21 protein-coding genes and 1 rRNA gene are annotated in these 22,588 nt (G+C 59.6%); all 22 read right to left on the reverse strand.

The window, feature by feature from the left end:
* Nucleotides 1-297 (reverse strand): 16S ribosomal RNA (locus M516_RS0103850); the annotation flags it as partial.
* 347 nt (nt 298-644) lie between these two features.
* On the reverse strand, nt 645-2,165 hold the full coding sequence (gene lysS / locus M516_RS0103855; RefSeq protein ID WP_035288841.1) for a lysine--tRNA ligase: 1,521 nt from the start codon (nt 2,163-2,165) through the stop codon (nt 645-647).
* 101 nt (nt 2,166-2,266) lie between these two features.
* Nucleotides 2,267-2,743 carry a transcription elongation factor GreA gene (greA, locus tag M516_RS0103860; protein WP_029097947.1) on the reverse strand — a complete coding sequence of 159 codons (477 nt, stop codon included), beginning with the start codon at nt 2,741-2,743 and terminating at the stop codon, nt 2,267-2,269.
* Nucleotides 2,744-2,948: 205 nt separating this feature from the next.
* The gene (gene dusB, locus M516_RS0103865) at nt 2,949-3,977 is read right to left on the reverse strand and encodes a tRNA dihydrouridine synthase DusB (RefSeq protein ID WP_029097948.1); all 1,029 of its coding nucleotides are present in this window, start codon (nt 3,975-3,977) and stop codon (nt 2,949-2,951) included.
* Between the two features lie 98 nt (nt 3,978-4,075).
* A complete protein-coding gene (locus M516_RS24565; RefSeq protein ID WP_029097949.1) occupies nt 4,076-4,288 on the reverse strand; it encodes a helix-turn-helix domain-containing protein in 213 nt (70 codons plus the stop codon).
* Entirely contained in the window at nt 4,240-4,770 is a 531-nt protein-coding gene (gene folK, locus M516_RS0103875; protein WP_029097950.1) for a 2-amino-4-hydroxy-6-hydroxymethyldihydropteridine diphosphokinase, read from the reverse strand. Before folK ends, M516_RS24565 begins: the two co-directional genes overlap by 49 nt.
* A complete protein-coding gene (folB, locus tag M516_RS0103880; RefSeq protein WP_029097951.1) occupies nt 4,767-5,138 on the reverse strand; it encodes a dihydroneopterin aldolase in 372 nt (123 codons plus the stop codon). Before folB ends, folK begins: the two co-directional genes overlap by 4 nt.
* Nucleotides 5,131-6,327 carry a dihydropteroate synthase gene (gene folP, locus M516_RS0103885; protein WP_152523340.1) on the reverse strand — a complete coding sequence of 399 codons (1,197 nt, stop codon included), beginning with the start codon at nt 6,325-6,327 and terminating at the stop codon, nt 5,131-5,133. Before folP ends, folB begins: the two co-directional genes overlap by 8 nt.
* Before the next feature lie 62 nt (nt 6,328-6,389).
* Nucleotides 6,390-7,235: an aminodeoxychorismate lyase gene (pabC, locus tag M516_RS0103890; RefSeq protein WP_029097953.1), complete on the reverse strand. Its 846-nt coding sequence runs from the start codon at nt 7,233-7,235 to the stop codon at nt 6,390-6,392.
* Nucleotides 7,236-7,282: 47 nt separating this feature from the next.
* Complete coding sequence (gene tatC / locus M516_RS0103895) at nt 7,283-8,005, reverse strand: twin-arginine translocase subunit TatC (RefSeq protein WP_029097954.1); 723 nt, start codon at nt 8,003-8,005, stop codon at nt 7,283-7,285.
* Between the two features lie 107 nt (nt 8,006-8,112).
* Nucleotides 8,113-8,325, reverse strand: a complete 213-nt coding sequence (gene tatA / locus M516_RS0103900) for a twin-arginine translocase TatA/TatE family subunit (RefSeq protein WP_029097955.1) — start codon at nt 8,323-8,325, stop codon at nt 8,113-8,115.
* Nucleotides 8,326-8,348: 23 nt separating this feature from the next.
* Complete coding sequence (locus tag M516_RS0103905) at nt 8,349-9,992, reverse strand: PhoX family protein (protein WP_029097956.1); 1,644 nt, start codon at nt 9,990-9,992, stop codon at nt 8,349-8,351.
* 242 nt (nt 9,993-10,234) lie between these two features.
* Nucleotides 10,235-11,641 (reverse strand): UbiD family decarboxylase, encoded by a 1,407-nt coding sequence (locus M516_RS22695; RefSeq protein ID WP_051188095.1) that lies wholly within the window; start codon nt 11,639-11,641, stop codon nt 10,235-10,237.
* 69 nt (nt 11,642-11,710) lie between these two features.
* A complete protein-coding gene (locus M516_RS0103915) occupies nt 11,711-12,565 on the reverse strand; it encodes a R2-like ligand-binding oxidase (protein WP_029097957.1) in 855 nt (284 codons plus the stop codon).
* Nucleotides 12,566-12,617: 52 nt separating this feature from the next.
* On the reverse strand, nt 12,618-13,796 hold the full coding sequence (locus M516_RS0103920; protein ID WP_051188096.1) for an iron-containing alcohol dehydrogenase family protein: 1,179 nt from the start codon (nt 13,794-13,796) through the stop codon (nt 12,618-12,620).
* Nucleotides 13,797-13,826: 30 nt separating this feature from the next.
* Nucleotides 13,827-15,293: an aldehyde dehydrogenase family protein gene (locus M516_RS0103925; RefSeq protein ID WP_044898857.1), complete on the reverse strand. Its 1,467-nt coding sequence runs from the start codon at nt 15,291-15,293 to the stop codon at nt 13,827-13,829.
* A 133-nt stretch (nt 15,294-15,426) separates the two neighbouring features.
* Nucleotides 15,427-16,767, reverse strand: coding sequence for an MFS transporter (locus tag M516_RS0103930; protein WP_029097960.1), 1,341 nt, complete (start codon nt 16,765-16,767; stop codon nt 15,427-15,429).
* A gap of 461 nt (nt 16,768-17,228) precedes the next feature.
* Nucleotides 17,229-17,813 (reverse strand): aminodeoxychorismate/anthranilate synthase component II, encoded by a 585-nt coding sequence (gene pabA, locus M516_RS0103935; RefSeq protein ID WP_029097961.1) that lies wholly within the window; start codon nt 17,811-17,813, stop codon nt 17,229-17,231.
* Nucleotides 17,810-19,330, reverse strand: a complete 1,521-nt coding sequence (locus M516_RS0103940) for an anthranilate synthase component I family protein (RefSeq protein ID WP_420796314.1) — start codon at nt 19,328-19,330, stop codon at nt 17,810-17,812. Before M516_RS0103940 ends, pabA begins: the two co-directional genes overlap by 4 nt.
* A 143-nt stretch (nt 19,331-19,473) precedes the next feature.
* On the reverse strand, nt 19,474-20,406 hold the full coding sequence (cysK, locus tag M516_RS0103945; RefSeq protein ID WP_029097963.1) for a cysteine synthase A: 933 nt from the start codon (nt 20,404-20,406) through the stop codon (nt 19,474-19,476).
* Between the two features lie 78 nt (nt 20,407-20,484).
* Nucleotides 20,485-21,387, reverse strand: a complete 903-nt coding sequence (locus M516_RS0103950; protein WP_029097964.1) for a peptidyl-prolyl cis-trans isomerase — start codon at nt 21,385-21,387, stop codon at nt 20,485-20,487.
* A 24-nt stretch (nt 21,388-21,411) separates the two neighbouring features.
* The gene (hslO, locus tag M516_RS0103955; protein WP_029097965.1) at nt 21,412-22,284 is read right to left on the reverse strand and encodes an Hsp33 family molecular chaperone HslO; all 873 of its coding nucleotides are present in this window, start codon (nt 22,282-22,284) and stop codon (nt 21,412-21,414) included.
* Between the last annotated feature and the right edge of the window lie 304 nt (nt 22,285-22,588).

The following is a 22,588-nucleotide window of genomic DNA, read 5'->3' on the forward strand; positions in this document are numbered from 1 at the left end:
CTACGCATCGTCGCCTTGGTAGGCCGTTACCCCACCAACTAGCTAATGCGCCGCAGGCCCATCCGCAAGTGATAGCTTGCGCTACCTTTCCGCACCCTCTCATGCGAGAAGGTGCCCTATCCGGTATTAGCGTAAGTTTCCCTACGTTATCCCGGTCTTGCGGGCAGGTTGCCTACGTGTTACTCACCCGTCCGCCGCTAACCTGTCTGAAGCAAGCTCCAAACAGGTCCGCTCGACTTGCATGTATTAGGCACGCCGCCAGCGTTCGTCCTGAGCCAGGATCAAACTCTCCAACAAAGTTGAGTTGAATCATTAGCTTCAAGAAAAAGAATTGCTAGGCTCGTTCAACGCTTTCGCTGTTCAGTTTTCAAGGAACATTTTTTACAACAACCTCTTTATTATATCAGGTTGTCAGATTGCTGTCAACAAGTTTTTGCATTCACATTCGCATTTTCTTGTCCAACAGCGACCTTATTAATCTACCACATTATATCGAGTATGACAAGTGGTAATTTTTGCGGTTTTCGGTGCATCCCTTCACACAAGAAGAGAACGAAAAGTAATATACCACCAAACCTTCTCGCATGCAAGTGAAAAAAATGGAAAACCGCCCGGCAATCCCGGACGGTTTTCCCCGCGTCTTCCTAGTCGCGAGCGCGCATATGCGGGAACAGCAGCACATCGCGAATGGACGGCGAGTCGGTCAGCAGCATCACCAGGCGGTCAATGCCGATGCCCAATCCCCCGGTTGGCGGCATGCCGTACTCCAGCGCTTCGATAAAGTCCTCGTCCATTTCGTGCGCTTCGTCGTTTCCGGCCGCCTTCTCCAACAGTTGGGCCTCAAAACGTTCGCGCTGGTCGATCGGATCGTTCAATTCGGTAAACGCGTTGGCGTGTTCGCGGGCCACGATAAACAGCTCAAAGCGGTCCGTAAAGCGCGGATCCTGCTCGTTTTTCTTGGCCAGCGGGGAAATCGCCACCGGATGACCATACACAAACGTGGGCTGAATCAGCTTTTCCTCTACTTTTTGTTCGAAGAACTCGTTGACCACGTGGCCAAAGGTATGATGCGGCTCCACGTCCACGCCGTGTTCCTTGGCGAGGGCGCGCGCCTCTTCGTCGCTCATTTCCTTCCAGAAGTCTACCCCAACGTGTTCCTTGATCAGGTCGACCATGTGCACGCGGCGCCACTTCGGCGTCAGGTCCACCTCATGTCCCTGGTAGCGGATCTTGGTGGTCCCCAGCACCTCCTGGGCGATGTGTGCGATCATCTCTTCGGTCAGCTTCATGATGTCTTCAAAATCGGCATACGCCTGGTACAGCTCGATCATCGTGAACTCGGGATTGTGGCGGGTGGAAATGCCCTCGTTGCGGTAGACGCGGCCAATCTCGTACACCTTTTCCAGACCGCCAACGATCAGCCGCTTCAGGTGAAGCTCGATGGCGATCCGCATGTACAACTGCATGTCCAGCGCGTTGTGGTGCGTGATGAACGGACGGGCTGCCGCACCGCCGGCGATGGCGTGCAGCGTGGGCGTCTCCACTTCGAGGAACCCGAGGTTGTCCAAATAACGGCGCATCGAGGTCAAGATGCGGCTGCGCGTGATGAACGTGTCGCGCACTTCCGGATTGACAATCAGATCCACGTAGCGTTTGCGATAGCGGGTCTCGATATCTTTCAGACCGTGATACTTTTCTGGCAGCGGGCGAAGCGACTTGGTCAGGAAGGTAAGCTCTTTTACCTTGACGCTCAGTTCGCCTGTCTTGGTTTTAAACACGACGCCGCTGACGCCGATCAGATCGCCGATGTCGCAGAGTTCGAACACCTTGTAGGATTCTTCGCCCACCGTGTCCAGACGCACGTAGATTTGGATCTGGCCGGAGCGGTCCAGCAATTGGGCAAAGCTGGCCTTGCCCATCTCCCGTTTGGCCATCAGACGGCCGGCAATGGTGACGACATGTCCTTCCGCTTCCAGCTCTTCCTTGGTTTTGCCGCCGAAACGGTTGACGATGTCGGCCGCGTGATGGGTTTGTTCAAATTTTTTGCCGAACGGATCGATTCCCCATTCGCGCAGTTGGTTCATCTTGTCGTGACGCACTTGCAGCAGCTCGTGAAGGCTTTCCTGTTGCTGTTCTGCTTGCTGCAGGTCTTGCTCGTTGCTCATTGCTTTGTTCACTCCTCGCAAAAAACTCAATCGGGAAACGGGCGTCCGGAAAATAGCGATACGGCGTACCCTTTTTCTAAGGTACGCCTTGTGGTTCCGAATTACAAGTTAATGTCGAGAATCTCGTATTGAATGACGCCGGCCGGCACCTGCACGTCGACGATGGCTCCTTTGGCCTTGCCCAGCAGAGCCTGGCCCACCGGAGATTCGTTGGAGATCTTGTTGTTCATCGGATCGGATTCGGCGGAACCGACGATGGTGTACTCGACGATGTCGCCAAACTCCAGGTCTTTCAGCTTGACGGTGGAGCCGACGCTCACCACTCCGGTGTCCACATCCTCGTTGGTGATGATGCGGGCGTTGCGCAGCATTTTTTCCAGCGTCAGAATGCGCCCTTCGATAAAGGCCTGCTCGTTTTTCGCCTCTTCGTACTCGGAGTTCTCGCTAATATCGCCATAGCTGATCGCTTCCTTGATCCGCGCCGCTACCTCTTTTCGTTTAACCGTTTTCAAATCCTCAAGCTCTTGTTCCAGTTTCGCCAAACCTTCTGGTGTAAGAATCACTTCTTTTTCCGACATGGTTCAATTCCCCCGTTTACAGATAATTCCTTCGCACCTGGTAAAGTACAAAGGATTATATGTAGATGTTCTATACAATATACAGCTCGAACGTGCATGCTCATGAGGCTTCATAGGGAAAGCTGCCAGGTTGAACTGGCAGCTTGAGTCCTGATAATACGACGTATTATAGGATATGAAGGAACCCTTGTCAATGTCTGGGATGTTAATAGCTGACGGCTTCTTCCTGCACGGAGACGTCCGCTTCGTCGAGATCGTCGGCGTGGTTTTCCACCCATTCGACGTAGTCCATCAGGATGCGGCGCAGCTCCTCCTCCGTCTCCACGGCATTGATCAGGTTCTTGGTATGGGTGGCCCCTTTCAGGCCTTTCAGGTACCAGGCCGCGTGCTTGCGCATCTCCAGGACGCCGACGCGCGGTCCCTTCAAGGCGATCAACCGCTGCGCGTGCAGCAGGCAAATCTCCACCTTTTCGCGGGCTGTCGGCTCCGGCGGCAGTTCGCCTTTGGTCAGGTACTGAACGGTGCGGTACAGCATCCACGGATTGCCCAAAGCGGCGCGGCCGATCATGACGCCGTCGCAGCCGGTCATGTCCAGCATGCGGCGCGCATCCTCGGGCGTCGCGACGTCGCCGTTGCCGATCACGGGAATGGAGACCGCTTCCTTGACGCGGCGAATCCAGTTCCAATCGGCCTTGCCCTTGTACATCTGCACGCGGGTGCGGCCGTGGACGGCAATCGCCTGGGCGCCCGCACGCTCCACCGCCTGGGCGTTTTCAATCGCGTACAAATGCTCGTCGTCCCAGCCCAGGCGCATTTTGACCGTGACCGGTTTGTCCACGGCATCGACGACCGCCGAGACGACCTCGTAAATCTTGTTCGGGTCCAGCAGCAGCCGGGCGCCGGCGTCGCAGTTCACGATCTTGGGGACCGGACAGCCCATGTTGATGTCGATAATGTCCGCGTTGGTATTCTTGTCGACATACTTCGCCGCTTCCACCAGCGTTTCCTTGTCCCCGCCAAAAATCTGCAGGCTCAACGGCTTTTCCCGTTCGTCGACAAACAGCATATCCATCGTCTTCTTGTTGCCGTGCACGATTCCCTTGTCGCTGACCATTTCGGCACAGACCAGACCGGTGCCGAACTCTTTGGCGATCAAGCGGAAAGCGGGATTGCACACCCCGGCCATCGGCGCAAGAACGACGTTGTTTTTCAGTTCGATGTTACCGATTTTCATCTATACTCAACCTCCTTTTCCCGCAAGGTACAGGTGACCTCTGCGCCGCATACGTGCGCGGGCGGGTGATGCGGAGAGCGTCAGACCCATCCAAAAGGTCATTTATTATTTATAGCACATAATTCTTCGTAGTCCACCTGTAAAGTGCTGGCGATTTTGCGCAGCACCGGTTCGGTCGGCGTGCGGGTGCCCCTCTCCAGTGAACCGACAAACGACAGGGACACGCCCATCTTGTCGGCCAGGGTTTGCTGCGTGTACCCCTTCAGCTTCCGGAATGACCGAATGCGATTGCCCAATCGATTGTTCCCCATTTTCGTACCCCCTTGTCATCCTGCGGCAACAACCCGAGAAGGTCTTCGACGGTCCGGCCGAATACGGGAAGCGGCCCTCCCTCCCAGACGTCGCGCAGCGGGATCAGGACAAACGCCCGCTCCACCATCGCCGGATGGGGAATGACCAGGTGTTCCTGTTTCACCGCTTGGCGGCCGTACAGCAGCACGTCAATGTCGATCGTGCGCGGCCCCCAGCGGACGGTGCGCACCCGTCCCAGTTCCCGTTCCACCGCCAGCGCTTCCTCCAGCAGTTTTTCCGGGGACAGGTCCGTTTCCACCGCGACCGCCATGTTCAGGAACGCGTCCTGCTCCACGTACCCGACCGGATCGGTTTCGTACACGGGCGAGACCCGCACGACGCGGATGCCCTTCCGTCCGTTTAGCTTCTGCACTGCCTGCCGCAAGTTGTCCGCCCGGTCCCCCAGGTTGGAACCGAGGGCGAGATACGACCGTACCGTCATGCGTTCCTGTCCTCTCTTCTGCGCGTCATCTCGATGGCAACCGAGTCGTACTGGCCGTTGATGGGCGGGTTGGGCTTCGTCACTCTCACGGTCACTTCCGCGATCGGAAACGACTGCAGCAGTTGGCCGGCAATGCGGGCCGTCAACGCTTCCACCAGGTTGTATCGCTCTGTTTCGACGATTTTTCGAACACAATCAAAGATATCGGCGTAATTGACCGTATCGTTTAGATCGTCGCTGGCTCCGGCGCGGGACAAGTCCAACGACAGCACCAGATCCACGTAAAAGCGCTGTCCAAGCTGCGCCTCCGCCTCGAACACGCCGTGATAGCCGTAAAACGACATGCGGTTGAAGTAGATTTTATCCAACAGGGAGGCCTCCCTTGCACATCGCGTCCATCATCGCGACGACGCGCTTCATTTCCTTGACGTCGTGCACCCGGACGATGTGGCAGCCCTTCGCCACGCCCAGGGCAACGGTGGCAGCCGTACCCTCCACCCGGTCATGAACCGGCAGGTCGAGCACCTTGCCGATCATCGATTTGCGCGACGTGCCGAGCAGCACCGGATAGCCGAGCGCGACCAGATCGTCCAGGCGGCGCATCGCCTCCAGGTTGTGGTCCAGCGTTTTGGCAAACCCGATCCCCGGATCGAGGATGATCTGCTCGTCGCGGACGCCAGCCTCCCGCGCGATGCGGACCGATTCCCGCAGATCGCGCACCATGTCGCTGAAGAAGCGGGTGTAGGCCATGTCCTCCCGGTTGTGCATCAAAATGATCGGAACATCGTAGCGCGCGGCAACCTGGGCGATCCGCCGGTCCCTTTTGGCTCCCCAGACGTCGTTGATGATGTGGGCGCCGGCTCTGATTGCCTGCTCCGCCACTTCGGACTTGTAGGTGTCAATGGACAGCGGGACCGGCACTTCCTCCACCAGCGCGCGGATGACCGGCATGACGCGCTCCAGCTCTTCCTCCAGCCCTACCTCCGCAGCGCCGGGACGCGTCGACTCCCCGCCGATGTCGATGATGTCCGCTCCCGCTTCCACCATCGCGCGGGCCCGGGCAACCGCCTGATCCAGGTCCACGTAACGGCCGCCGTCGGAAAACGAGTCGGGCGTCACATTCAAAATCCCCATCACCAGAGTCCGCTGTCCCAACGGCAGCACGTAACGGCCGCAGACCAGCTCCCGGCGCTGCTGAAGCTGCCGACGCATGGCCATCAGCTCCCGCACTTCCTCGGCCGCTTCCCGCAGGCCACCTTCCTGATCCGGCAGACGGTGCAGCAGGCCCTCCAACTGGCCTCGCGTCGCCTGGATGATGACGTCGGACAAGCCGGACGCAGCCGGATTGTCGAGAACGACCGCATCGCCTCCGCACGCCTGTACGCTTGTCCGCAGCAGTCCTGCAGCCGCCGGCGCCAGCCGCTCCAGGTGGATCAACAGCGGTTCTCCCGCATCGGCCAGCCGCTCCAGGTCGGACTCGCTCCCGTTTCGGCCGGACAGTTCCGCCGCCAGTTCGGCCCGGCTCCGGCCATGTATCACGAATGGATTGTGCTTCATCTGCCCAGCTCCCCTTCACGTTGCCATGACAAGGTGGCATGTTGATTGATAGCATACCATACTTACCCACCGGACGCTACCGATTCGCGGTAGGCGCGTCGCAGGGCACGGGTGTGTTCCCCGTACGGAGCCGGCACCGGTCGGCCGTCGATTTCACTCACCGGCACGATCTCCTGCACCGAGTTGGTCACAAACACTTCGTCCGCCTGCACCAGCGCATCCGGCCGGTACCATCCCTCTTCCGCGGGGATGCCGAGCCGCCGCGCCAGGTTCAGCACATGCCGCCGCGTCACGCCGTCGAGAATGCCTGTGTCCGTGGAAGGCGTGTACAACCGGCCGTTCGTCACCCAAAACAGGTTGCTGACGATGCCTTCCGCCACATAGCCGTCCCGCGTCAAAAACAGCCCTTCCACGTCCGGCTGCGCCCCCAGCTCCAGGCGGGCCAGCGCGTTGTTCAAATAGTTGTGCGATTTGAATCGCTGATGGCCCTCCGCAGTCTGGCGCGGTACGGACAGCGTCTGCAGCTTCTTGGGTCGGGGCGGTTCCGCCAGGGGCGGCACTTCCTTGGCAAAGATAAACAGCGACGGCCGCGCGTACCCGTCCGCCGCCAGGCCGACTCCCTCCGGACCCGCCGTCACGCTGAGCCGCACATACGCGTCTTCCAGCCCGTTGGCGTCCGCCGTCCGCAGGATCGCGTCGGCCAGTTCCTCCGCCGTCCACGGCGCTTTGATGCGCAGCGCCAAAAGCCCGGAGCTGAGCCGGGCGTAATGGTCGTCCCACAGAAAGAGGCGTCGCTGGTACACGCGCACCGTTTCAAACAGGCCAATCCCGTACAGGAAACCGTGATCCAGGACGGACACCGACGCCTTTTCCGCAGGCATGATCGTTCCGTTTACGTAGACATGCATCGCGCTCGCTCCCGAAAATCCGTATTCGAGAGCATCATACCACATTTCTACCCGTTCAGCGCTCCTTGCGCGACCCGTTTGCGGTGAACCACCCGGGAGATGGTGACGGAGAGCTCGTAGAGGACGATCAGCGGCACAATCACCAGCACGTCGGAGACGAAGTCGGGCGGCGTGATGGCAACGGAGACGACGCAGAGCAAAAAGTAGGCCGGCTTGCGCATGCGGGCCAGCCGGTGCGGGTTGAGCAGGCCCAGATGGCTGAGAAACAGCACCGCCACCGGCAGTTCGAACAGGAACCCGAACGGCAGACAGATGTTCAGCATGAACGTAAAGTAGTCGTTGGCCGTAATCACCAGGTCAAAGCTGCCGTTGGACAGTCCCAGAACAAAGCGGTACATCATCGGGAACAGCACGAAATAGGCAAAGCCCAAGCCGAACAAAAAGAGCAGAAACAGGGCGGGAATGTACATCAGCGCCACCGTTCGCTCCCGCTCCGTCAGCGCGGGGACGACAAACCGCCACGCCTGGTACGCGGCGATCGGAATGGTGACGGCAACCGCGCCTACCCCGGCCAGCTTGAGATAAATGGCCAAGATGTCGCCCGGCCCCAGAACCGCCAGCTTTTCCGTCGCGCGGCTGGCCAGGAACCGGTAGATATGGTCGACAAACAAAAAGCACGTCACCAGGCTGACGACAAACGCGGACAAAACGATGATCAGGCGGCGGCGCAGGTCGGTCAGGTGTTCGAGAAACGGCATCTCCTGGCGCACGCGTATCCCTCCTCCACAAGGCGACATGGTAAGCCACGCTACAGGGAAAAAGGCAGTGCGCACGGGACGCACCACCTTTTTGTGCCGGATGGCTGACTTGATTCACTTCAACGCTTCTCCCCGCTGTTCGCGGAGACGTCCGGACCCTTCGCTTTCTTTTCCTCATCGTCGTCTTTGGTCAGGTCCCTGGCCGCCGACTTGAACTCCGTCAGCGTCCGGCCAAAGGCGCGGCCGATCTCCGGCAGCTTGCTCGGCCCGAAGATGACCAGGGCGATGATCAGGATCAAGATGAGCCCGGGGATGCCGATGCTGGATAACATGTCAGGCTACACTCCCTCGCGGATTAAAAGCCGGTGATGGCAATGACGCCGGGCAGAGCGACCGCGCTGCCGCCTTTCGGCCAGTGGCTGGTCGGCCGGTCGTAGGACGTCAGGTTTTCCCCCGGATGCTGCACGGAGAGGAACAGCGTCGTTTCGTCCGGCGTAAACCACGGGCCGGTCATCTCCGCGCCGACCGGTGCAGAAGCGAACTGCACCGCTTCCCCTTTGTGGGCACCGGAGGTCGGGATGAAGTAGACGCCGTTGTTGCCGAATGTCGTGTAGATGCCGCTGTTCATGGACGACGACGAGATGTCGGTCACCACCCAGAGGTTGCCCGCGCTGTCGAACGCCAGGTTGTCCGGTGCGGCAAACCCGCTCTGCGGACCGCCGGCGGCAAAGATTTCAAAGGTAAACGCGGTGCCGGCATGATTGCCGTCCTTTTCAAACAGGCGGACGATCTGGCCGTAGAAGTTGCCGTGCTTGGCGTTGTTCGTCATCGAGATAAAGACGCTGCCGTCGATCGGATGCACCTCGACGTCTTCCGGACGGTCCATCGGGGTGGCACCAACGGCTTTGGCTGCATCGCGGCAGTTGACCAGCACGTCGGCCTGGGAGGCAAACAGCGGTTTGCCTTCGCTGTCGGCTGCCTTTTGCAGCGCTTCGTTGGCCGCATAGTCCAGCGCGATCCATGCGCCCTTGCCGAAGTTGGCCACGTACAGCGTGCCTTCTTCCAGCAGCCTGGAGTTGTGTTTGCCCGCTTTCGGGTCGAACGTGCCTTTGGAGACGTATTTGTACACGTATTGGTCGTTGGCGTCGTCGCCCATGTAGACGACGAGCTGTCCCGTCGGAGCGATCACCATGGCCGTGTTTTCATGGGAGAAACGGCCCAGGGCGGTATGCTTTTTCGGCGTGGAATTCGGATCGAACGGATCCACCTCCACCACCCATCCGTAGTGGCGGCTGTCCGGCAGCTTGCAGTCGTTCACCACGTCCTGGAAGTTCTCTTCGCAGGAGAGGACGGTGTTCCACAGCGTCACGCCGCCGGAGCAGTTGGCGAACGTGCCGGTGACTTCCTTGGCGATGGACGCGGCCGGACCGGTCAGCACGTGTTTGGTCAATCCGCTGACGCGGCGGCCGTACGTGGAGTCGCTCACCAGCTTCCACCTGCCGTTTTCCTTTTTCACTTCGATCACGGAACCGCCCAGCGCATACAGGTACTTCCTGATTTGCTCCGGAGTCCGCTGGTTGTTTTTCGGATCGGCGTTGAGCGCGTCATAGCCGGTGACGTAGTATTCCAGTTCGCCCAGATACTCGTGATTGACCCACAGGAGGCCGTGGTCCGCCCTGCCGTCAATCGGCAGGAAACAGGTGAAGTCGGCGTTGAAGCCAAACGTGTCGCCAGCCTTGTTGATTCTGTCGCCGTAGACGGCCACGACGTCGTATCGGAATCCGTCGGGCAGCACCACGTCGTCCTTGGTGGTCGGCTGGATCGGTTTGAATTTGGGGGAAAACTTGTGCGTTTTCGCCTCCAGCCCGAACAGGTGGTCAGCCGTTTTGCCGGAGATCGATTCTCCCGCCGCCAGCGCCGGAATGCCGGTCGCCAGAGAAGCCAGGGCTGCCGTACCCGCACCGAGATACGTCAAAAACTGTCGACGATTCACGTCCATTGCACGTTCGCTCCTTTACTCGGATCTTTACGGATCTTTTACGTCGATTGTACAAGCGGATCGTCGACACACGGTTAATTCTGGATAAATATTGTGTTAATATTTGGTTTTTTCGAGTGCGCCGCGCGTGTTGCATGATGAACGGCGAACCGGAAAAAGGGGCAGATGGAACGCAAACGTTCACCTGCCCCGCCTTGCTGCATCGTCCCGCCGGTATGATCGGCCGCTGCCTGCACGCTTGTTCAGCGAACAGCTTTCTTTCCCCTTTCCAGATAGGTTTCCCCAAGCGTACCGCCACCCGGACGCAAATAATCCTCCAACCGGATCTCTTCGTATCCGGGGATGTTGATTCGCAGGTACCGCATCGGCTCACTGCCCAACGGAACGGTACAGTCCAAGCCCATTTTCGACCCGACGCCGTCCTTGGTCGAGGGGTCCAGCCTGGACGACTGCGCCCCATGCACCACGACCAAATCCCGCTCGGCCTGAAAGCGGGTGGCGACGGCCCATTCCACCTCTTCCATGTTGAAGATGTCAACGTCTTCATCGACGACGACCACATGTTTGATGTCAAAGCTGTTGGCCAGTGCGGCAACGATGGCGTTTTTCCCTTCTCCCTCGTTTCTTTTTTGGATGGACACCACCGCGTGGTAGCGGCACGTTCCACCGGGGCTCATATGGACCGCCTTGACGCTCGGCACCGCTTGCCGAATCGTTTGGAACAGGCTCGCCTCCCGCGGGATGCCGCCGAGCAGCAAATGTTCATACCCCGCCGGCACAATCGTGTAAAAGATGGGATGGCTGCGATGGGTCACGGCTGTAATTTCGACGACTTCCTTGTCGCTGCGCGGACCGTAGTACTTGGGAAACTCACCGAACGGCCCTTCCGGTTCCCGAACGTGCGGGAGTATCCGGCCTTCCAGCACAATCTCCGCATACGCCGGGACGTCGATGTCGACCGTCTCGCACCGCACCACTTCGAGCGGTTCGCCGCGAAGCGCACCTGCGATTTCCAGTTCGTCCACCCCAAACGGCGTACTCGCCTGCGACGCCAGCAGCGTAGCCGGATCTACGCCGATGGCGATTGCGCATTCCAGCGGTCTGCCCGCTTCCTCCGCCTGTTTGTACAGATGAAAGGTATGCCGGGGCAGGAGCAAAACCCCCAGGCGGTTTTTCCCGGAGACCTGCAGACGGTGGATCGACACGTTCTGCTTCCGGGTAACAGGGTCGCGAACGATAAACAGGCCGGCGGTGATGTAGCTGCCCGCGTCCTTCTCATGGTGCACGGGAATCGGAAGCATCCGCATCAGATCGATATCATCCAGCCGGATGTGGTCCTTTACGGGAGCGTCCTCCTTTTTTACCTGCCGGCAGGGAACGGGGGAGGCGACCGCCTGCGCAAACTTGGGGATAAGGCCGTATGGGTCGGTTTCCAACGCTTCCGCAAATTGTTCCCGCGTCGAGCATATCCCCGAAACCACAGGCACCTGGTAATCGTCCACCTGTGAAAAGAAGACCGCTTTCCTGCCGTCCAGTTTTTTGGCCAACGCGGCAAGCTCAAACCGCAGGCTGACCGGTCTGTCAATGACGGCCAACCGGTCCTGCGCCTGCAGGTATTCCAGCCACGTGCGAAACGTCTTTGCTCTCATCAACGATCAAGCCTCCGATCCCCTCACCATCATCATGCTTCCGTTCACTATCGGCCCCCTCCTGTTCGCTTACACGGATACCGGTTTGCCAAAGATATCTCTCAGCCGACGCTCAAACATTTTGGTCAAGCGCTCGCGTCCCCGAACCTCAGGCGGCGTAGGGTATTCCCGTCCATCCACGACGACCGGCTGATCGTATCGGATCAGGATGTGCGGCAGATATTCGTCGTACAGCGCGCGGATGCGCCTGGCATGCGCCGGGTTGCGGGCAAACAGTTTCAGCATCCGAAGGCCGAACCCCACGTGACGTCCTTCATCTTCCTTGATCCGAGCAAACCCTTCGCCTAATCCCGGCAGCAGCCCTTTGCTGCCGAAGACGGCTTCATACACGTCGTAACCGGTCATGGCCTGAACGCCTTCGATGATGCCCTGGTAGTGGGTCAGCCCTTCCACCAACGCCGCCTCGCGTTCCTCGGGTCCCTGCTCGAGCGCGGCCAGCATCTTTTTCACACGTTCATCGAGCTTCTGCTGCACGATGTTTTTTACACCGGAAATGCGCTCACGCCCGAACACTTCCTTGAAATACCGCATGAAAAACTCGGTATGCTTGAATTCCTCGAGCAGTTGGGTACTGAGAAAAGCCTGCTGTTCCGTGGAAGAACCCAGCATGATCCATGGGCAGAACTTTAGTGCCACGTTTTCTTCCGCATCCAGAAACCCCGTGCAGAAATGAATGAGATACCCTTTCAAATCCTCGTCGAGAGCCGCAAAGTCTTGCTTGTCTTGGCTGAGGTCAATGGCCGCCGGATCCCAATTGCCAAACCGGATGGCTTTGCGGTACAGATCCCATGCGACTTCGTCCGTTGTCTTGTCCAGGCTGGGGATGAACTCATCCGTCGTGTCTTGATGAAAATGGCTGCTCATGATCGCATACCTCCCGAAAATGTTATCAGATGATGATCCGCTGCACCGCCGATCAAAACGCTCGCCGTAACAATTCCCTTACTTCCTGTTCGGTCGGCTGGCGCGGATTGCACGTCATCATGCCGCTCTTGAATGCGTCTTTGGCGATCGCGGGGAGCTTCTCTTCAGGGACACCGACGTCACGAAGCCGGGTGGGCAGCCCGATATCTGCAACCATCCGGGCGACAGCCGCCGAAGTCTCTTCCCCTCGTTCCTCCCTCGGATTCGCCTCCACTCCCAACAGTCTCGCAAGCTGTGCCGCCTTGTCCGGACGCGCGGGGGCGTTGAAGGCGACCACATGGGGCAAAAGCAGCCCGATGGCAATCCCGTGAGGAACGTGGCAATGCCCGGAAAGCGCACTTCCAATCGCGTGGGCAAGCCCCAGAAATCCATTGGTGAAAGCCATGCCAGCCAACAGACTGCCATGTGACATCCCGATGCGCGCTTCGACATCAGATCCGTCATGAACCGCACGGCGCAAGTGGGCATTCACCGCGGCGATCGCTTCCATGGCCAGAGCGTCGGATGCGGGGCGTGATCGCACGGAAAAGAACGTCTCGATTCCATGCGCCAGCGCATCAATCCCGGACGCGGCCGTCATTTTGGCGGGCAGGCTCACGGTCAATGCCGGATCGACCAGGGCAATGGTCGGCGCCATGTGCGGACTTGTCACGGTCACTTTCACGTGGTTATGCCAATCGGAATAGACCCCAAACATCGTGACTTCGCTGCCTGTGCCCGAAGTGGTGGGAACGGCAACAAGCGGGACTGCCGGAGCCATTGGGACACGGTTCACGCCCGCATAATCGGCAATGCTTCCCCCGCAGGACGTGACAACCCGCATCCCCTTGGCCGCATCAATCGGACTTCCGCCGCCGACCGCAACCAGACAGTCGTACGGTTTTGCGCGAAAGACCGCCGCCCCGCGATCGATCGTCTCCAGACCGGGATCGGGCTCCACTTCCGTATACAGGTCGAACGCAATGCCCGCGGACTGCAGCGACCCCACCAGTCCATTCAGCAGGCCTGCCGCTTCCACGCCTTTGTCCGTCACCACAAACACGTTCGTGACCCCCAGATGCTGCAGTCGCTCTCCGAGACGGGAAGCCCTGCCGTACCCAAACTCGATCAACGTGGGGAGGTGAAAGGAAAAGGCAAAATCCGTCCCCTGAACCGTTTGACTCAAACGCATCGTCTCGCTCCCTCCTTCCTGATCCCGGCATTACTCGATCTCGAAGTGGATATGCTTGGTCTCGCAGTATTCCATCAAGCCGTCAATGCCCCGCGTACGCCCCAAGCCGCTCTGTTTGTAACCGCCGAATTCCGCCTCGGGAAAGTTTTTGTTGTACGTATTGATCCAAACGGTTCCCGCTTTGATGCCCTTTGACATGCGCAGCGCCCGGTTCACATCGGAGGTCCAGACGCCCGCCGACAAGCCGAAGTCGGTATCGTTGGCCAAGGCAAGCGCTTCCTCCTCGCTGGAAAAGGTCTGTACGGCCAGAACCGGACCGAAAATTTCCTCCCGCACGACACGGCAGGAGGGCGGCAGATCATCGATAATCGTCGGCGCAAAGAAGTAGCCCTTGTCATAGTCCCCGCCCTCCAACCGATAACCGCCCGTAATGATCCTGCCCTCGCGGCGGCCGATTTCACAGTATTCGGCAATCAGATCCAGTTGGGTTTGGGAAATCACCGGTCCCATGTCTGTGGATTCATGCAGTCCGTTGCCAACGCGGAGACGTTCGGCATAGTCCTGCAGGCGGGATACGACCTCATCCTTGACGGCCTCGTGCACCAGGAGCCGGGAGCCGGCCATGCAGATCTGGCCTGCAGAAATAAAAATGGAGCGTCCAATCAGGGGAATCGCTTTATCCAAACGGGCGTCCTCAAACACCACGTTGGGAGATTTGCCCCCCAGTTCCAGCGCGAGCTTCTTGATGTTGCTCGTGGCCAGTTCCATGATCGTCTTTCCGGTCGAGGTATCTCCGGTAAAACTGATCATGTCGATTTTCCTGCTTCCTCCCATGGCTGCTCCGATCGAACGGCCCGGGCCGGTGACCATGCTGACGATGCCTTTGGCGAACTGCGGGATTTCGTCAATCAGTTTCACGATCTCCACGGAAATGGCCGGTGTCAGGCTGGCCGGCTTTACCAGCACGGCGTTGCCCGCAGCAAGCGCGGGGGCCAATTCGCGAATCATCAGCAGCGCCGGCCAGTTCCAGGGCGAGATGATGCCGACCACGCCGATCGGCTCCTTGGCAATCACGCCGAAATTCCCCGGCTCCAGTTGGATCGAGCGGCCGAACACGGCGCGCGCCGCACCCGCGAAGTATTTCAAGGTGTCCACGCAGCCGGCCAGTTCAAGGCGGGACTCGCGGATGGTCTTCCCCTGCTCGCAGGTCAGCAGCACGGCCAGGCGCTCCAGATTCTCTTCGATTTTGTGCGCCAATCCGAGCAGCGCCTCATAGCGGCGTTTGGGATTGCAGCCCCAATCGCTGTGCTGGAATGCCTGGTACACCGCGTCGATCGCCTGCTCCACGTCTGCAACGGTGGAGTTCTGCGCGCAGCCCACCAATTCGCCGGTGGCCGGGTTATACGACTCCAACCGCTCTTTTGAGGAAGATTCCGTCCATTCTCCCCCCACGTAGTTGTAGTACACAACAGGTTTTTGTTCCGTTACGGCAAACATGCGTCCCCTCCGTCTGTTGTCAGATTGGCGAACGGACACCATCAGTCCATACTCTCTGAAACAGGTTCGCCTCCACTTGAAACTGGTTACACGTCTGTTGCCCGCCCTGCTTGCACCGGATTCCGCCACCGGATCAGTCGAACTTCCCTTTTGTTTCCGGGATGACCAGACTGCCAATCAGATACAGGACGAACACCCCGATGGAAAAGTACATCAACGAATAGGGGATGTCGGCTGTCGTTCTGCTGGCCAGCGAGACGAACGTCGGCATCATTCCCCCGACCGCAAACCCCATGTTCCAGGACAACCCGGTTCCGCTGGAGCGGATCACGGTCGGAAACCGTTCGTTGAGAAAAATGAGGATGGGCGCATACGCCGCATTTCCCAGAAACGCCAGGGCCAGCGCGTAACACGCAATGGCCGGCAGGGATGCAGCGTCTGCCAGTCCCAAATAGAGGAAGGGCAGAACAAGCAGGTTGAGAACGCCGATGAACATGAATATCTTCTTCCTGCCGAACACGTCGCTGAGCGATCCGAACAAGACCGCCGATATGATCGCCATCACGCTGGCCCCCATGAGCACCATCGAGGAGGTCCCGCTCGGCAGCTTGTTGATGACGCTGAGAAACGTCGGCAGGTACCCGGAGGTCAGGTAATAGGCGGTGCCGCCTCCGATGACGAGCAGCAGGTTGACCAGCAAAACCGTGAAGTACTGCGAAAAGACCGTTCGCACCGGCGAGACCACCGGCTTCGCGGCTCCTGCCGACTGTTGTTTCGATTGCATCCACAGCGGAGACTCCTCGAGCGCTCGAAAGACAAACAGACCCAGGACCGAACTGATCAGTCCGGTGAAAAACATGAACCGCCATCCCCACTCGTGAAAGGCCGGCCCCGGAAAAGCGGCAGAGACCAGAAAGTACACGATGGAAGCCAGCAGGGCTCCCAGGCCGGCCCCTCCTCCTCCGACAAGACCCGACATGAATCCGCGCCACTTCGGGGGAACGGACTCGGTGCCAATGGTGTGTGTCGAAGCGACCACGCCGCCAACAAAAATCCCCTGGACCAGCCGCAGGATGATGAACAGCACAGCCGCCGACGCTCCAATTTGCTGCACGGTCGGCAGCGCTCCGAACAGCGCGGTGGAGATGCCCACCCCGGTCACCGCAACAATCATCGCCCGCCTCCGACCGTGCCGGTCTGCATAGGAACCGAACACCGCGGAGCCGATCGGCCGCATCAGCAGGGTGACGGCGAACGACGCATACACGGCCGCCAGGGAGAGCGTCGGAACGTCTGCAGGAAAGAACAGCGTGCCAATCACGGGAGCTACATACAGAAGGATGAACAAGTCAAACAGATCCAAAGACCATCCCAACAAAGACGCCACGGACGCCGTGACCATCTGTCGGCGGCTGATAACGACGTGGGTCGCGTTATCAGCGGAAAGCGCACTGGTGCCGTCAACCGTCGACATTTTCTTCCCTCCTTCAACGTATGGGTGATACATGCCAGAAATGGATGGGGTACTGCCGGCTCCCGATGATCGTGTCCCTGACACGCCGCCAACCGGCCGGACCGTACGTCACCTCCTTTTCTCCCCGCCCGGAAATTGCAAGCATTTCCCTATTTGTCCACTGCCGGAAGCGCGTCAGATTGGCTAACCGCAATGTGTGTGATCCAAAAATGTAAGGGGTTTCAATTTGCGGGATGAGCATTGGCCGTGGACGCGATGCGGGCGAAAGAATGTATGATTTAATAATACGAATTTTCTGAAATAGTCATTTTCAAGATCATATCAACCTATCTTTTATATTTTTGCTCACCCTGGCCGGTTGGGCTGCGGAAAGGACGGTTCCGGCAGTCCCATTGTCGAAACGTAAAAAACCGCCCGAGTGGATCGGGCGGTTTCGTATGCTCAGCGTCTGTATCTATGCGTTATCCTGCCGTGTGTCTCGCGTACGTGTCCAAGAAGTTTTGCAGGAGCTGTTTGCCGTGCTGGGTAATGATCGACTCGGGGTGAAACTGCACGCCTTCGATCGGGTAATGGCGATGGCGCACGGCCATGATCTCCCCTTCCGCCGTCCGCGCGGTCACTTCCAGCACCTCAGGCAGGCTCGCCTCCTCCAGAATCAGCGAGTGGTAGCGCGCCGCCGTGAACGGGGAGGGAATGCCGCGAAAGATCGTCTGTCCGTCGTGAAACACCTCGGACGTCTTGCCGTGCATCAGCCGCTCGGCGCGCACGACCTTGCCGCCGAACACCTGCCCGATCGACTGATGGCCCAGACATACGCCCAGCATCGGGATTTTGCCGGCGAAATGGCGGATGGCCTCCATGCTGATGCCCGCCTCATTGGGCGTGCACGGCCCCGGCGAAATCATCAGGTAGTCCGGCGCGAGGCGCTCGATCTCCTCCAGCGTGATCTTGTCGTTGCGGACGACCTGCAGCTCCTCGCCCAGCTCCCCCACGTACTGCACCAGGTTGTAGGTAAAGGAATCGTAGTTGTCAATCATCAAAATCATACGCTCAACTCCTCTCGACTCGCCTTTCTCTGCTCACTCAACTCCAATGCTTTCCACAACGCTTCCGCCTTTTTCAGCGACTCGGCGTACTCCGCCTCGGGACGGGAGTCGATGACGATGCCCGCTCCCGCCTGCACGTGGGCCATGCCGTCCTTGACCACCATGGTACGGATGGCGATGTTGACCTCCACGTCGCCGTTAAACCCGAACCAGCCGATCGACCCGGTGTAGACACCCCGTTTGACCGGTTCCAGCTCCTCGATGATCTCCATCGTCCGCACTTTGGGCGCACCGGTGATCGTCCCGCCGGGAAACGCGGCCGCGACCGCGTCAAACGCGTCTTTTCCCTCCGCCAGCTCTCCTTCCACATGGGAGACGATGTGCATGACGTGGGAGTACTTTTCCACGACCATGAACTCGCTCACCCGCACGCTGCCGTACCGGCATACCCGGCCGAGGTCGTTGCGCTCCAGGTCGACCAGCATGACGTGTTCCGCCCGCTCTTTCTCGTTCTCCACCAGTTCGCGCACCAGTGCCTCGTCCTCCGCGTCGTTTTGCCCCCGCGGACGCGTGCCGGCGATCGGCCGTGTGCTGACTGCGCCGCCCTTTACCTTGATGAGCAGCTCCGGCGAGCCGCTGACCAGTTGAAACTCGGGGAAGTGCAGGTAGCCCATGTACGGCGACGGATTCAGCTTGCGCAGTACGCCGTAGACGTCCGCTGCCGCCACCCGCATCGGTTTGCTCTGCCGCACCGAGAGGTTCACCTGGAACACGTCCCCTTGGGCAATGTACGCCTGCACGCGGCGCACCGCCTCTTCAAACTGTTCCCGGGCAAACGACACCTGGGCCGGGGTGGCCGACTCCAGCGGCCGTTTGCGCAGCGCGTCCCAGTGGGTGTTGTCCGCCTCCGCGTCCCGCGTCAGGGATGTAAGCTCGCGGGCCCGGCGTGACAGGCGCTCCGCCGCGTCGCGGTACGAATCTTCCGTCAATCCGCTCGTCGGCAGGTGCGTCAGGCAGAAGCATTCCCGCGTCGCATGATCAAAGACAAGAAGGTCTTGCACTATCATAACATACAGGTCGGGCAGCCGTAAGTCGTCTGCGGCGATCTGCGGCAGGGTCGGTTCAAAAAAACGGTTCATGTCGTAACTGAGGTATCCCAACGCGCCGCCGCAAAAGTCGGGCAGCCCCGGCACAACCGGCGTCCGGTAGCGGGCCAGCAGCTCGCGAAGCGCAAACAGCGGGTTTTTCCCTGTAATCCGTTCGGTTTGGCCGTCGGCGAACGCGACCGTGGTTTGCAGGTCCTTGCTCTGCATCACCGCGACAGGCTGCCAGGCGAGGTAGGTAAAGCGGCCGGCTCGTCCGCTCTCCAAGAGCGCCGCCCCCTCAAGGGAGGGCTGCAGGGCCTTCAGCAGTTCCCACGGGTCCAGGTGGTCCGGCCAGGCGAGGCGAACGGCGAGCGGGACGTACGGATACTCGCCGGCATACTTCTGGATGTCGGTAAAGGATGGCAGGATCAAATCAATTCACGCTCCGTCATTCTGCATTTTCGCCTCCAGCATACCACAACCACCGGGGACTTTTGGCGGCTACTTATTGGCTGCGCGGAGCGAATCGCATGCAAAAATGAAACGCCGGCCGCAAGCCGACGTTTCGTTCCGTCCTATTCTTCAAACTGATACAGCGGGGTGGACAGGTAGCGTTCACCGTTGCTCGGAATGACCGCCACCACTTTTTTGCCCCGGCCCAGCTTCTGCGCCACCTTCAGCGCGGCGAAAATGGCCGCACCGGAAGAAATGCCGCCGAGAATCCCTTCGTTGCGGGCGACGCGTCGTGCCGTTTCGAAGGCTTCCTCGTTTTCTACCTTGATGATCTCGTCATACACATTGGTGTCCAGAATTGCCGGTACAAAGCCGGCACCGATGCCCTGAATCTTGTGCGGGCCCGGTTTGCCGCCGGACAGGACGGGCGAGGCGGCCGGTTCCACTGCGACAATGTGGACATGGGGGTAATGTTCGCGCAGCAGTTGACCGACGCCGGTGATCGTCCCGCCGGTGCCGACGCCGGAAATAAACGCGTCGATCCCGCCGATTTCTTTTGCCTGCTCCAAGAGCTCCCGACCGGTCGTCTCCCGGTGCACTTTCGGGTTGGCCGGGTTGTTGAACTGCTGCGGCATGAAATAGGAAGGATTTTCCCGCACCAGCTCTTCCGCCTTGCGAATCGCGCCGCCCATGCCTTCGCTGCCCGGTGTCAGCACCAGCTCTGCTCCGTAGGCGCGCAGCAGATTGCGCCGCTCAATGCTCATCGTCTCCGGCATGACCAGGATGGCGCGGTATCCTTTGGCCGCCGCCACCATGGCCAGGCCGATCCCGGTGTTGCCGCTCGTCGGTTCGATAATCGTGTCTCCCGGTTTCAATTTGCCTTCCGCCTCGGCGGCTTCGATCATCGCCAGAGCAATCCGGTCCTTGACGCTGCTGCCCGGATTGAAAAACTCCAGCTTCAGGTAAATGTCGGCCATATCAGCGCTGACGACGCGGTTCAGCTTCACCAGCGGCGTATACCCGATCAGGTCCGTAATGGAATTGGCGACACGCATTGTGTCCATCCCCCTTTTTATAACCGAGTAAAATACTAGGTTTTATTGGCATAATTATAACAAGGTATGCCCAGCCGGTCAATGAGGCATTTGCCCAGACACCTGGACGCCGACCGCTTTCCGCAAACGCTCCAGAACGACATCCAGGGATTCCACCTGGGCGAGCGCCATCTCCCGGCGAATCTCGTCCTTGGCCTGTTCAAACGTCACCTGTTCCGCTTCCCTGCGATCCACGATCCGGTAGATGGCGAACGTTCCGTCGGTCTCCACCGGTTCGCTGTTCACCTGCATCCCCAGCGACGCGATCACCTCTTTGGCCGCTTCCGGAAGCCGGGAATCGTTCAGCGTCACCCACCCTGCGTCGCCACCGTTGGCCGCCGTCAGCGAATCGATGGACCGCTCTTTGGCCAGCGTCGCGAAGTTGGCGCCGCCGTTCAGTTCGTTCAGCACCTGCTGCGCCTCGCCGCGGGAGGCGACCACGATCTGCAGGAGCCGCACCTGCATCGGCCGGGCGTAGCGCTCCGGATGGCTGCTGTAAAAGGCGAGCAGCTCCTCGTCGCTGATAGCGATATCCTTGATGGCCAGCTCCTGCAACAGCAGTTGGTAGGCAATCTCCTGCCGCAGCGCGTCCAACGTGGTGCCGGCCTGCTTCGCCAGCGCCTCCCGAAACTCGGCGTCGGTGCGGCTGCCGTAGCTCTCACGAATCTGCGCCAGCTCGTCCTCCACCCGCTTGGGATCGACTGTGACGCCCAGCCGCTTCGCCTCTTGAAAAACCACTTCCCGGTTGATCATGTCCTCCAGGACCTGCTGTCCGTACTTCTGTTTGAGCATCGCCACCCAGTCGGCTTCGCTGATCGTCCGCTCCCCGACGACCGCCGCCGGGTGGAAGGCGGCGGACGATCGGTACCAGGACCAGCTCACGACGAGCAGCAGCACCACCAGCGCTCCGATCAGCGTCCACAGCGTTTTGGCGTTCGTCACACCTTTCCCTCCCCCAAGACGGGTTTACATCTCCTGCAGAATCTCCTCCAGCGCCGCTTTATCGTAGTGGTAGCGCTCGTTGCAGAAATGACAGTGGACCTCCGCTTCGCCCTTCTCTTCAATCAGGGCCGTCATTTCCTCCCGGCCCAGGCTGACCAGCGCCTGGCTCACTTTTTCCGGCGAACAGGTGCAGCGGAACTGAATGTCGGTCCGGCTGAGAATTTTCGGCTCGTCCACCACGCGCGCCAGAATCTCCTCCGGCGTCAGTCCTTCCCCGATCATGCGGGAGACCTGCGGGAGCTGCCCCAGACGCTCTTCGATCTGGCTCACCACCTCGTCCGGCGTACCCGGCATGAGCTGCAGAATAAATCCGCCGGCAGCCAGCACGGAGCGATCTTCCGGGTTGACCAGCACGCCCACGCCGACCGCGGACGGGGTTTGCTCCGAGGTGACAAAGTAGTAGGTGAAATCTTCGCCGATTTCACCGGAGACGATCGGGGAACTGCCCTTGTACGGCTCCTTCATCCCCAGGTCCTTGACCACGTACAAAAACCCGTCGGTGCCGACCGCGCGGGCCACATCCAGTTTGCCCTTGTCGTTCAGTTCGAAGTGGACGTGCGGGTTGGTCACGTACGCGATGCCTTCTCCGTGGGCGTTGGCCTCGGCGATAATCTGCCCAATCGGCCCGCCCCCTTTTACTTTGACGGAAAGCCGCTCGTCTCCTTTCAGCATGGCCCCCATCATCAGGGTGACGGTCAACGTCCGCCCCGCGGCCGCCGCCGCCGTGTTCCACATGTCGTGGCGGCGTCTCATTTCTTCCACAATGCCGGTCGTCCGGGCGGCAAACGCGCGCACATGCCCGTCAAACCCGGTCGCCCGTATCAAATAATCGCTCATGCAGCGATCCTCCTTTTGCCATGACGTCTGCAAGAAGTAGTGTACCACAAGAGAACCGGTACCGTTCAAGCCGAGGGGTGCAGCGCGGAGCACCGACAGAAAAAGGCGACGTTTGGGGCGTTTGGTGGGGGTGGCGAATAGGGAAAGCGGCAGCTTCCCGCCCAATCCGGGCAGTATTTAGCATCCCTGCGGTACACGCTGTGGACCGGCGGCTTGGCCAGTGAGTGCCCCAACAAGCCGGACAGGTGGTATCTCCCAACAAAAAACCCCTCGGCGAGCGAGGGGATGCGTTTTGTATAGAATC

Origin of the sequence: Brevibacillus thermoruber 423 (assembly GCF_000454065.1) — a bacterium.
GTDB classification, from domain to species: Bacteria; Bacillota; Bacilli; order Brevibacillales; family Brevibacillaceae; genus Brevibacillus; species Brevibacillus thermoruber.

Excerpts from the sequence above, each read along its gene's own strand:
- M516_RS22695 (WP_051188095.1), bottom strand. The coding sequence starts at position 11,641 with ATGAGAGCAAAGACGTTTCGCACGTGGCTGGAATACCTGCAGGCGCAG.
- folP (WP_152523340.1), bottom strand. The coding sequence starts at position 6,327 with ATGAAGCACAATCCATTCGTGATACATGGCCGGAGCCGGGCCGAACTG.
- cysK (WP_029097963.1), bottom strand. The coding sequence starts at position 20,406 with ATGCGTGTCGCCAATTCCATTACGGACCTGATCGGGTATACGCCGCTG.
- pabA (WP_029097961.1), bottom strand. The coding sequence starts at position 17,813 with ATGATTTTGATGATTGACAACTACGATTCCTTTACCTACAACCTGGTG.
- hslO (WP_029097965.1), bottom strand. The coding sequence starts at position 22,284 with ATGAGCGATTATTTGATACGGGCGACCGGGTTTGACGGGCATGTGCGC.
- greA (WP_029097947.1), bottom strand. The coding sequence starts at position 2,743 with ATGTCGGAAAAAGAAGTGATTCTTACACCAGAAGGTTTGGCGAAACTG.
- M516_RS0103925 (WP_044898857.1), bottom strand. The coding sequence starts at position 15,293 with ATGTTTGCCGTAACGGAACAAAAACCTGTTGTGTACTACAACTACGTG.
- pabC (WP_029097953.1), bottom strand. The coding sequence starts at position 7,235 with ATGCATGTCTACGTAAACGGAACGATCATGCCTGCGGAAAAGGCGTCG.
- M516_RS0103915 (WP_029097957.1), bottom strand. The coding sequence starts at position 12,565 with ATGAGCAGCCATTTTCATCAAGACACGACGGATGAGTTCATCCCCAGC.
- M516_RS24565 (WP_029097949.1), bottom strand. The coding sequence starts at position 4,288 with ATGGGGAACAATCGATTGGGCAATCGCATTCGGTCATTCCGGAAGCTG.
- folK (WP_029097950.1), bottom strand. The coding sequence starts at position 4,770 with ATGACGGTACGGTCGTATCTCGCCCTCGGTTCCAACCTGGGGGACCGG.
- tatA (WP_029097955.1), bottom strand. The coding sequence starts at position 8,325 with ATGTTATCCAGCATCGGCATCCCCGGGCTCATCTTGATCCTGATCATC.
- M516_RS0103930 (WP_029097960.1), bottom strand. The coding sequence starts at position 16,767 with ATGTCGACGGTTGACGGCACCAGTGCGCTTTCCGCTGATAACGCGACC.
- M516_RS0103905 (WP_029097956.1), bottom strand. The coding sequence starts at position 9,992 with ATGGACGTGAATCGTCGACAGTTTTTGACGTATCTCGGTGCGGGTACG.
- dusB (WP_029097948.1), bottom strand. The coding sequence starts at position 3,977 with ATGAAAATCGGTAACATCGAACTGAAAAACAACGTCGTTCTTGCGCCG.
- lysS (WP_035288841.1), bottom strand. The coding sequence starts at position 2,165 with ATGAGCAACGAGCAAGACCTGCAGCAAGCAGAACAGCAACAGGAAAGC.
- M516_RS0103920 (WP_051188096.1), bottom strand. The coding sequence starts at position 13,796 with ATGCGTTTGAGTCAAACGGTTCAGGGGACGGATTTTGCCTTTTCCTTT.